Here is a 10,706-nt window from a genome sequence, read left to right as displayed (position 1 = left end):
CTACCAGGAGAGGGGAGAATTTCGATGATTAACATCAAAAAATTCTTAATTACTCCCCCTTCCCTTGAAGGGAAGGGGGTAGGGGGGTTAGGTTAGACAATTCTTGGTAAAAAATGAAACAGTCCCGCTTTCTTAAAAAGGACTAGGGGAATCTTCATTGTATAGAAATTGTATAACTTAGAGCCAGAAAAAATATCGGAAACTCAACTGCCATTGAAAGTTATCTTTTCCTATAAGTCAAGCTATAACCTCTCCCCCAACCCCTCTCCTACCAGGAAAGGGGAGAATTTCGATGATTAACATCAAAAAATTCTTAATTACTCCCCCTTCCCTTGAAGGGAAGGGGGTAGGGGGGTTAGGTTAGAAATTCCTGGTAGAAAACCAAACAGTCCCGCTTTCTTAAAAAGGACTAGGGGAATCTTCATTGTATAGAAATTGTATAACTTAGAGCCAGAAAAAATATCGGAAACTCAACCGTTGAGAAAGTTACCTTCGCTTTAAGTTTCAACGGCAAATTCTTCGGGGTCAACACCGTGATTTAGCCAGCGAATAGCTTCACGCGCTGAGTTGAGATTGGGTGGTACTCTCAAGAAGTAAATATCATTGGTGCTAGGGTCAATCATTTTCAAAAGGAAAATTGGTTCTTCATCGATTTCCGCATCAATTCTGAATAAAACGTATTCTCTCCAAGCGTCAACTTCTGTTGCTCCTAATTCCGAGCAAATTTTTTCATAACCTATTTGTTGAATCAGAACTCGTCTAACTTCTGCATTTTTTTCTGTTAACAGCCATTCGGGTTTCCACTCATCGATGCGAGTCCAATATTTTCTAGGAAGCTCAGTGTAAAAAATAGAAAAAGTTTTTAGTTTTGGTAGGCTTTTAAGCGGACTTAGGTCACTGATTTGATTGTCACTCAAAGACAAGTATTCCAGGTTAACCAGAGAAATTAAGGGAGTTAGGTCACTAATTTGATTGGTGCTTAAACCTAAGCTTCTTAAGTTAATCAAAACTTCTAGTGGTGTTAGGTCACTAATTTGATTTCCATCTAACCATAAGGATTCCAGATGAGAAAACGAACGAAGTGGTATTAGGTCACTAATTTGATTGGTGCTTAAACCTAAGCTTCTTAAGTTAATCAAAACTTCTAGTGGTGTTAGGTCACTAATTTGATTTCCAGACAACCATAAGGATTCTAAATGAGAAAGCGAACGAAGTGGTGTTAGGTCAGTAATTTGATTGCAACATAAATACAAGTATTTCAAATTAGAATGAGAATTCCCGAAACTTAGCTTACGAACATGATTTCCCTGCATCGATAAACTTGTTGGGTTAACTAGCGATCGCAAAGGATTAAGATCGGAAATTATTTGACCCCGAAGTATTAGTTTGGTTTGACTATTTAGAATCCTAAAAGCTTCTTCTACATCTGAAGTTTTGGCTACTTCACATAAAGCTTTAATTGTGCGATCGCGTTCTTCTTGTCCCATCTTTATCTTTAATTCTTATAAACTATAATTAACTCAAACTAAAGGTTACATAATATTAAATTTTGTTAAAATAATCGCTCTCGCTTTAGGTTTCCCTTGCCAAATTTTCGGGATCGATACCATGATTTAGGCAACGAATACGATCGCCGGCTGAGTCAAGTAGAGGTACTCTTAAAACATAGATATTGTTCCTACTGAGGTCGAAGATTTTTCAGATCGGAATTGGCTCAATCTTAATTTTATCATCAATTCTTAATAAAATCTATCCTCGACAAGCATCAACTTCTCTTGTTCTCAGTTCCGAGGAAATTCTGGGATTTCAAGTCAGGTAAGGATTAAACAACCTGCATGACTATAGCTGAGAGAGATTAGCTAGAAAATTAGATAAATTAAGGGGTTGCCACTAATAGTTAAAATTTGTAGACTAGAAAGGCGATCGCTAGGAATTTAGGTCAGTAATTTAACTTTCTTTCCTAATTGCGAGGCTAAGATTGATGTATGAACTATAACGCAGTTAAAATCAGAAAATAATCTTGGCAGCAAGCTCTAAATTCGAGCAAGTGTGTAAGCGATCTTTATTTAGTTGAATGTCTACCTGTTACTAGCAAGAGCTAGATTTTGGGATTTTTCAACTTGATGTTAGCAACATACGTTTTGTTCTACCTGTTCTACTGAATAAGGAGTTGTTACGATGCAAGCTCAAGCGTCATCGATAGAATCGACTAATATTAACGATCGGGTCACGAATTCTCCCGAACCACAAGTTTATCAAGTCAGAACCCAGCTTTTGAGCAAAGGTCGAAGTGATTACGTTCTTGCAAGTACAGATCTCATGTCAGTGAGAATCAAGTGCTACGCTCAAGGTGGAGAAAATGTTCTTCATAGCCACCCAGGTGAAGATCATACTTTTGTTGTTCTCGCAGGTAAAGCCCGCTTTTTTGGTAAAGATGGAGAAGTGGCTGAGTTGTCCCGAAATCAAGGAATTCTGCTACCTCGTGGAACTTATTACAAGTTTCAAAGCTGCGGAGATGAACCCCTGGTTTTGTTGCGCGTAGGTGCAGAAAAAGAAAAACTTCCTGTCAGCCGTATTGGGGTCGATGGTGAGTCTTTACCGGGGAAATCCAAAGCGAATAAGCATGAGGATGGGGTTCCGATTGAAGGTGTTTTCTACGAGTAGAATTCATTAACATTTGAGGATAGATTTTGTCAATTTGTCCTCGCAATATCCATCGATAATTATTTAGGCGTTTGTGAGATTGTCAGTTGCTTGCTCTTTGTCGATCGACACTGTAAATTAAGGTTGATTGTACAGAGCAAGCTTTTAGTATTTTATTAGAGTTGATGTTATTAGTAATGCTGAGTTTATTAGCTAGTCAGTATTTTTTAGATAAAGTAGACCTTCAGGTAATAGCTGGCTTAGAACCAATTAGTATTTTGAGTTGGTTTGTTAGCACGATCGCCGGGGGAGGTAGCTCTTTACTTTTAATGCCGATTATCGGATTATTTTTGGGAGCAGCCGCGATCGCGCCAGTCACCACAACCGGAGCCATTCTCGGAAATGCTGACCGCGCCTTTGCTTATCGAAAACACATCAACTGGGGTGTGATTCTGTGGGAAGTTCCTGGTGCTATCTTTGGTAGCTTGATGGGGGCTTTCATCTTAACCAAAGTGCGCGTTGAGTGGATTGGTGTTTTTGTCGGCATTTTCTTAATCGTTTCCGCCCTCAACTATTTACTCAAAGAATTCCGCCCCAAGGAAACAGAAGCAAAAGGTTTCCACGTTCGGGCTTGGTATTTTCTACCTGGGGGCTTTGTCTATTCGCTGTTGTCAGGAATTCTTGGAAGTATGGGACCTTTGTTAGCGCCCTTTTATATTGGCTTTGGACTGCAAAAAGAAGAGTTGCTAGCAACCCAAGCTACTGCAAGGGTGGTGGTTCACATCGTGAAAATCTTTTCCTACGCGATTTTTGGCATTCTCCTGACTCAACATCTCATTTATGGCTTATTTATCGGTTTGGCGGCAATACCGGGCAATTGGCTGGGTCATTTGGTGTTACAACGCATCAGTGAAAATAGATTTCGCCAGTTGGTGATGATTTTTGTCATGTTTAGTGGTTTGCTAATGTTATGGCAAGAATGGTCATTTTTGTTTTAGGAATTTAATTTTTAGAACGAGATAAGTTTTCTAGAAACCGCGAGATTCTGTGAAGAAAATCAGATTCGGTTTAAGTTTCAATGGCAAATTCTTCGGGGTCAATACCGTGATTTAGCCAGCGAATAGCTTCACGCGCTGAGTTGAGATTTGGTGGTACTCTCAGAAAGTAAATGTCATTGGTGCTAGAGTCAATCATTTTCAAAAGAAAAATTGGTTCTGTGTCTATCTCAGCATCAATTCTAAATAAAACATATTCTCTCCAAGCATCAATTTCTGTTGCTCCTAATTCCGAACAAATTCTTTTATAACCTATTTGTCGGATAAGAACTCGTCTGATTGCTGCATTTGTTTCTGTCAAAAGCCATTCCGCTTTCCACTCATTAATGCGAGTCCAATATTTTCTAGAAAGGTGAACACGAAAAATACGAAATGTTTTTAATTTAGGTAGATCTTTTAGTGGGCTGAGGTCACTAATTTGATTATTACCTAAATGCAAAACTTTTAAATTAAGAAGCGATCTTAGAGGGCTGAGGTCACTAATTTGAGTATTCCAAAAAAATAAAGTTTTTAACTTAGAAAGGGATTGTAATGGATTCAAATTATTAATTTGGTTGCTAGTCAACTGTAAATTTACTAAGTTCAATAGCGAACTTAATGGTTCTAGGTTACTAATTTTATGATTATGAATCATTAAATCTTCTAAGTTGTTCAACGAGCGCAATGGACTAAAATCACTAACTTGCTTTACATCCAACATTAACCACTTTAAGTTGACTAGCGAGCATAATGGAGTAAGATCAATAATTTGATTAGCAGACAAGCTTAAATGTGTTAAGTGCCTTAATGATTGTAGAGAACCTAACTTAGAACTATTATTTTCTGTTAAATGCATGAAACTTGTTTGACTATTTGAAATAGGAAAATCTTCTTGTACGTCAGAATTCCTGGTTACTTCAGATGAATTTTCGATTATTTTTTTTTCCTCTTGCTCTTGCTGTACCATTTTTATCTCCTCTTTTAAGAAGTAACAATCAACTCAAACTAAAGGTAAAAGAATTTCAAATTCTGTTCCCATTCCCGGTTGCGATCGCAGCTTAATTTCCCCTCCGTGTTTGGCGGTTACAATTTGATAACTGACGGCTAAACTTGTCTCTTTGGCGGCTCGTTTTTTCACGGAAAAAGTCTCGCGAATTTCTCGTTGAGTCTTTTGCGGCATTCCGGGTCCGTTGTCCCTAATACGAACGGAAACCCAGCGTTCGACACTGGTTTTAGTATGTTTTGTATCGGCAAACCAGACTTGGGTTGTTATTTCGATGCGCGGTTTTTCATTAACTGTTTCTTGTCTTTTTCTCCCATATTCTTGAGCGAGTTTCTGACTGACAGCTTCGTTAAGCAAAGCGTCAACAGCATTTGTCAAAATATTCATAAAAACTTGCGATATTTCGCCGATATAACAAGTTACTGGCGGCAGATGACCGTAGTTTTTGACTATTTCAATTTCGCTTTGCAGGCGATTTTTTAAGAGCAAAATAATTCCATCTAAACAAGAATTAATATCTGCTGGTTTCGGATAAACTTCGTCAATATGACAAAAGTTTTGCAAGCTAACTGATAACTTTTTTAAGCGTTCTGCGCCAGTTTTAATACTACCAACTGCTCTCGGTAAATCTTGCTGTAAAAAATCTAGTTCAATTTCTTCTTTTAATCGAACAATTTCTGCGTTTGTTTCCTGACAAATTTCTTCATAAGCAGCTATTAATTCTAATAATGCTTCTGTATAAGTAGAAACGTAAGTTAAATTACCCCAAATAAAACCCACTGGATCTAAAATTTCGTGTGCAATACCATCAACTAAACGCCCCAAACTTGCCATTTTTTCAGTTTGAATGATTCGCGCTTGGGTGCGTTCGTAACGTACTTGAGTTTCGATTCCACGAATTTGCCAAGAAGCGAGATTTAACTGCTGAAAATCTAAAAGACGATAAACTGAGGGTTCTAATTTTACGACAATTGGTTCTGATTGTAAAAGTGGCGATCGCCGCAATGCCTGTTGCGCTGCTGATAAAATTGGCGTATCCCCAGGTAAAATCAAGGTTTCTTGACGATTGTAACTGTGGAGAACTTCTAACGGATGCTGTAAAAATAACTCTCGTCCGTGGGGTAACAGCAAAAATTCTAGGAATTGTCGTCGCGAAATTATCCCAGCATATTCTCCTTCTTCTGTCAAGATCGCTCCGGGCAATAAAGCATCTTTTTGGAAAATTCTGGCTACTTCTATCCCCAAACAAGTCAATTCTGCCCGAAAATCATACAAAGGCAATTCTCGGAGCGTAGAATCCAAACTCAGGTCGCGATCGCTTCCCGGTGACAAATAAGGAGATAAAATTTCAGAACTAAAGTCCTGCACAAGATGTCCTGACGAATGATACGACACGAGATGCCCCATAAATATAATTAATTATTTTGCCTTGAAAAGCAAGTCAATATTTACAAATTGTTGAAATAAATAAAACTACAAAAGTCACCACAACTTTTGCAGTTTTATCTCCCGGAAAATAATTTATTTTTTCCAACCCAAAGGCGGCTCTATTTCTTCTTTTGTATCTCGGTCAATCGTAGCACCAGGTTTACTAACAATTTGCACTGTAGTTGCACGAACACCTTGGTCATCTTGTAGAGCCGCAAATTGAACCCCAGTACCTACTCTTATCCGGTCAAAATCATTATTAATTACGCTATTCCGGTGGAAGAAAACTTCTTCTTGACCGGACAAGGGCTGGAGAAAACCGTAATCTTGTTCGGGAAATAACTTAGTAACAACGGCTTCCATTGCTTGTTCGGGATGGAATTTAACATCACCGCGTTGCTTTTCAGTTAATTCTTTTAGCTGACGACGCGCTGCTTCAAAAGCATCGCGAATCACTGCATCTAAAGGTTCATACTGTTTACCTGCATCGGGACTTTTATCAACAGCTAATTCGTGTCCGGGCGGTACAGTCATATCAATTCTCACCCGATAAGGAGAACCGCTTTTCGGATGTTCGTGAATTTTTTCGACAATAACTCGACAGCTATTCATGTAGTTACAAACTTGTTCTAGTTTACTAGCTTTTTGCCGAATCAGCGATTCAATTGCTTCGGATTTATCTACACCACGATAAGAAATTTCTAAAGGTATTTTCATGATTGATTTTATTTCTCCTGGCTACATTTTTAGGCTCTTACTGCTTGAGGAAAAAGTTCTTTTAACTCGGCTGGCATAATCGAGACGACATCTTTTATTTCTCCGGAATTGACTTGCTTAGACAAGACTTTGAAAACAGCGCGAACCAATTTTTCGATTTCTACATCGGGTTCGAGATTTTGACTTTGATAAGTTGACTCGATGCTGTCGAAAAATGCTTCTTGGCTGCGTTCTTTTGTCGGAGTAGCCGCAGGTTTCCAACTTTCGTAGTAAAATCCAGCTAGGAAAATTGGCAATTGCGAACCCAAGTCAACTGCTTCGTTAACTGGAATTCGGTCGCGCAATTTATGCAAAACTATCCTTAGTCCTCGAAAAGCTTTATCCTTATCCAGGTTAAGTTCTTTTGCGACTTCGTTGACAAAAATATTCGTCTTTTGTACAGTTTCGTCAAATACAGACAAGCCTGTCGCACTCATAATTGACTCTATCAATGCTTCATAGATTATGCTAGCGAGAAGATCGCGTCAATAATTCCATCTAAATACTGACTCTCTCTCCCTCTAATTGCAGAAATTAGCGATCCTAGATGTCACAATTATAACTGAGAGGGGATTGACTACTTCAAGCTCGACTTAATTAGTTAATTTAGGAAGATGATAACGTTCGACAATCTCGCTAAACTTCGTTCTTTAACTGAAATTGATGTCCAAGCTAATTGGCTTTATTCTGATTTACCAGCAAGGGAAAATTCGCCAGCAATTAATTTAGTTGATTGGCAATTTGCGGAACCAAACGAAAAAGGTTATCTTGCTTGGGATGCTGGTAGTCAAGTGCGTTGGTTAGGACAAAAATTTGTGATTCCCGAAAATTTACAAGGTTATCCTTTAGCAGGATTAAGTTTGCGTCTGGTACTAACTTGGTGGGCGGAATATGTCCAAGTTTTTGTTAATGGTAAGTTAGTTCAAGAAGGAGATCTATGGGAATCTTCAGTGAGAATATTACTCACAGAATCAGCAATTCCTGGTACAGAAATTATCGTTACTTTGCGTTTAGTTAGTCCGGGACACGATCTTGGTGCTTTGATGCGGTCTAAATGTGTTTATGAAGCTGAGTATTTAAGTGACTCTCTTGACCCAGGTTTTGTCGCCGATGAGTTAACTGTTTTGCAGAAATATTTAGCTGCTTTTGCACCAGAAAAACTAGATATTTTTACTAAAGAATTAATGACAATTCCTTGGGATGCTGTTTCAAATAAAGCTGAATTTGATGCTTGTTTAGCCGCTATCCGCCAGAATTTACAGCCTTTAGCTGCTGACATTAAACAACGCAAAATTAAAATGCTTTCTCATGCTCATCTTGACATGGCTTGGCTATGGGAAGTTAAGGAAACTTGGGATGTAGCGCAACGAACTTTTGCGTCGGTTTTACAGTTACAAAATGATTTTCCTCAGCTTACTTTTGGTCATAGTACGCCAGCTTTGTATGCTTGGATTGAAGAAAATCGCCCCGATTTATTTGCGCAAATTAAAGCAGTTATCAAAACTAAACGTTGGGAATTTTTGGGGGGAATGTGGGTCGAACCTGATGTAAATTTAGTGAGGGGAGAATCAATTATTCGTCAATTGCTTTATGGACAACTTTATTTTCAAGAAAAGTTTGGCGAATTTACTCAAGTTGCATGGCTACCAGATAGTTTTGGTTTTACTTGGCAGCTACCACAAATTTTAAAGCAAAGTGGAATCGAATATTTTGTGACGGGAAAATTACATTGGAATGATTCGACTAAGTTTCCTCATGGTATTTTTTGGTGGATGTCTCCGGATGAGACAAAAATTTTAACTTTGATGTCTCCTCCTAATGTAACTGGGGTGATGGATACTAACCCCCAGCCTATGACTGATTATGCTATTACTTGGGAACAACAAACGAGTTTGAAGACTGCTTTTTGGCTTCCTGGTGTTGGCGATCGCGGCGGCGGTCCTTCTCGCGATATGCTAGAAGTACAGCAGCGTTTCTCTACTTCTCCTTTTTTACCTCGCTTAGAATTTACTACTGCGAGTGAATATTTGCAGGAGTTACTTGCGATGACAAAAAAAGAGACGCAAAATTTCACGTCTCTTTCAACCACCAACCACCAACTTCCCATTTGGAACGATGAATTATATCTTGAGTTCCATCGGGGTTGTTATACTACCCATGCCGACCAAAAATTATTCAATCGTCGTTGTGAAGATTTATTGTCTCAAGCAGAGTTATTTTCTTCTCTTGCTACCCTAATCGATCGAGAGGGGGTTTATAGGTCGTCATCTTTCCCCATGATAAATAATAACACCAAAACGGCGGTTTGGCAAGAGGTAAAAGAGAAAATTTCCTCAGCTTGGAAACGGGTATTATTCAATCAATTTCACGATATTTTACCGGGAACATCGATTCCGAAGGTTTTTGTGGACGCTAACCAAGGATGGCGGGAAGTAGAAAAAATAGCTACAGAAATCTTAACAGATTCCTTAGACTATATTGCCTCCCAAATTAAGTTACCATCACCACCTCAACCAGAAGCACGACCAATAATTATTTTTAACTCTCTAAACTGGCAGCGAGATCCAGTGGTTTCTCTTAGTTTACCTCTGGGTGAGTGGGCTATTTACGATTTAGCTGGAGAAAAGTTACCTTCTCAGTTGACTACTAACAATCAACTTTTATTTGTTGCGAAAGATATTCCCTCAATTGGTTATCGTGTTTTTTGGTTGTGTCAAGATGAGGGACTGGGGACTGGTGAGGGGGAATTAGGGACTGGGGAAGAATATATCTTGGAAAATGACTATTTGCGAGTAGTCGTTAATCCAGAAACAGGCGATTTAAGTAGTGTTTACGACAAAATTAACTGTCAAGAAGTCCTTCGTGGTGCGGGAAATAAATTACAAGGGTTCCGCGATCGCGGACAATATTGGGATGCGTGGAATATTGACCCGAATTACGAACAGTATCCTTTACCCCCAACCACGCTAAAATCGATTCAATGGCGCGATCGCGGTAAGATCCGACAGCGTTTGCAAGTAATTCGCACTTTAGCATCCTCGGAATTTTGTCAAGATTATCTCTTAGAAGTTAACTCGCCAATACTCAAAATCTCTACAACCGTTAACTGGCGAGAAACTCACGTTTTAGTCAAAGCCGCTTTCCCTCTCAACCTCGAAAGCGACTATGCTAGCTACGAAATACCCTGCGCGACAATTAAACGCCCGACAAAACCGCAAACTCCCGCCGAAAAAGCGAAATGGGAGGTTCCTGCACTCCACTGGGCAGATTTAAGCGACGATAATTATGGCGTTAGTTTACTCAATGACTGTAAATATGGCTATGACAGTAAACCCCATCAATTACGCTTAACCTTGCTGCGAAGTTCAACTTGGCCCGATCCCCACAGCGATCGCGGTATCCATCATTTTACCTATGCTCTCTACCCTCATCAAGGTTCTTGGCTCTCAGCAGAGACAGTCCGTAAAGGCTACGAATTGAATTTACCAGTAAAAGTCTGGTTGGGGGAGCGAGTAAATTCTGGAGAAAATGCTCAAACTAGCTTACCTCCGGCTGGTAAACTATTAGACTTCTCCGCCGAAAACTTAATTTTAATGGCGTTAAAACCCGCAGAAAACGACTCCGAAGCCTTAATTTTGCGCTGCTACGAATGCCACGGAGAAACTGCCCACTTATCTTTAAATGGAGAATTAGAATTGGCGATCGCCTCTCAAGTCGATTTCTTAGAGCGACCTTTAACTTTTATTAACAAGAACAAATTTCCAATTCTCCCTTGGCAAATTGCTACTTTTATGGTAAAGAGAGAAGATTAATTGTTGCGCGCGAGCGCAACAAAAAAGCAA

The 10,706-nt window shown here is 39.2% G+C and carries 8 protein-coding genes; 3 read left to right on the top strand and 5 right to left on the bottom strand.

Going from position 1 to position 10,706, the window contains the following annotated elements; translation table 11 throughout:
• Nucleotides 1–497 precede the first annotated feature (497 nt).
• Nucleotides 498–1,487, bottom strand: coding sequence for a leucine-rich repeat domain-containing protein (locus G3T18_RS25925; protein ID WP_449867826.1), 990 nt, complete (start codon nucleotides 1,485–1,487; stop codon nucleotides 498–500).
• 691 nt (nucleotides 1,488–2,178) lie between these two features.
• On the opposite strand from G3T18_RS25925, the gene G3T18_RS08455 reads away from it, so the two are divergent.
• The gene (locus G3T18_RS08455; RefSeq protein ID WP_224410108.1) at nucleotides 2,179–2,664 is read left to right on the top strand and encodes a cupin domain-containing protein; all 486 of its coding nucleotides are present in this window, start codon (nucleotides 2,179–2,181) and stop codon (nucleotides 2,662–2,664) included.
• Between the two features lie 164 nt (nucleotides 2,665–2,828).
• Complete coding sequence (locus G3T18_RS08450; RefSeq protein ID WP_224410107.1) at nucleotides 2,829–3,641, top strand: sulfite exporter TauE/SafE family protein; 813 nt, start codon at nucleotides 2,829–2,831, stop codon at nucleotides 3,639–3,641.
• Nucleotides 3,642–3,711: 70 nt separating this feature from the next.
• Here G3T18_RS08450 and G3T18_RS08445 read toward each other — a convergent pair whose 3' ends face one another.
• The 4 genes from G3T18_RS08445 to G3T18_RS08430 form a co-directional block, all read right to left on the bottom strand.
• Nucleotides 3,712–4,644, bottom strand: a complete 933-nt coding sequence (locus G3T18_RS08445) for a leucine-rich repeat domain-containing protein (protein WP_224410106.1) — start codon at nucleotides 4,642–4,644, stop codon at nucleotides 3,712–3,714.
• A 33-nt stretch (nucleotides 4,645–4,677) separates the two neighbouring features.
• A complete protein-coding gene (locus G3T18_RS08440; RefSeq protein ID WP_263480317.1) occupies nucleotides 4,678–6,087 on the bottom strand; it encodes a sensor histidine kinase in 1,410 nt (469 codons plus the stop codon).
• Nucleotides 6,088–6,201: 114 nt separating this feature from the next.
• The gene (locus G3T18_RS08435; protein ID WP_224410104.1) at nucleotides 6,202–6,825 is read right to left on the bottom strand and encodes an HPF/RaiA family ribosome-associated protein; all 624 of its coding nucleotides are present in this window, start codon (nucleotides 6,823–6,825) and stop codon (nucleotides 6,202–6,204) included.
• A 29-nt stretch (nucleotides 6,826–6,854) separates the two neighbouring features.
• Nucleotides 6,855–7,301, bottom strand: coding sequence for a DUF2267 domain-containing protein (locus G3T18_RS08430; RefSeq protein ID WP_224410103.1), 447 nt, complete (start codon nucleotides 7,299–7,301; stop codon nucleotides 6,855–6,857).
• Between the two features lie 177 nt (nucleotides 7,302–7,478).
• On the opposite strand from G3T18_RS08430, the gene G3T18_RS08425 reads away from it, so the two are divergent.
• Nucleotides 7,479–10,676, top strand: coding sequence for an alpha-mannosidase (locus G3T18_RS08425; RefSeq protein ID WP_224410102.1), 3,198 nt, complete (start codon nucleotides 7,479–7,481; stop codon nucleotides 10,674–10,676).
• Nucleotides 10,677–10,706: the final 30 nt, after the last annotated feature.

The sequence above is a fragment of the Oscillatoria salina IIICB1 genome, assembly GCF_020144665.1.
Taxonomy (GTDB): domain Bacteria; phylum Cyanobacteriota; class Cyanobacteriia; order Cyanobacteriales; family SIO1D9; genus IIICB1.
Note: the sequence above shows the minus strand (reverse complement) of the source record. Positions and strands in the feature narration are given on the sequence as shown.

Excerpts from the sequence above, each read along its gene's own strand:
- G3T18_RS25925 (WP_449867826.1), bottom strand. The coding sequence starts at position 1,487 with ATGGGACAAGAAGAACGCGATCGCACAATTAAAGCTTTATGTGAAGTA.
- G3T18_RS08455 (WP_224410108.1), top strand. The coding sequence starts at position 2,179 with ATGCAAGCTCAAGCGTCATCGATAGAATCGACTAATATTAACGATCGG.
- G3T18_RS08450 (WP_224410107.1), top strand. The coding sequence starts at position 2,829 with ATGTTATTAGTAATGCTGAGTTTATTAGCTAGTCAGTATTTTTTAGAT.
- G3T18_RS08445 (WP_224410106.1), bottom strand. The coding sequence starts at position 4,644 with ATGGTACAGCAAGAGCAAGAGGAAAAAAAAATAATCGAAAATTCATCT.
- G3T18_RS08440 (WP_263480317.1), bottom strand. The coding sequence starts at position 6,087 with ATGGGGCATCTCGTGTCGTATCATTCGTCAGGACATCTTGTGCAGGAC.
- G3T18_RS08435 (WP_224410104.1), bottom strand. The coding sequence starts at position 6,825 with ATGAAAATACCTTTAGAAATTTCTTATCGTGGTGTAGATAAATCCGAA.
- G3T18_RS08430 (WP_224410103.1), bottom strand. The coding sequence starts at position 7,301 with ATGAGTGCGACAGGCTTGTCTGTATTTGACGAAACTGTACAAAAGACG.
- G3T18_RS08425 (WP_224410102.1), top strand. The coding sequence starts at position 7,479 with ATGATAACGTTCGACAATCTCGCTAAACTTCGTTCTTTAACTGAAATT.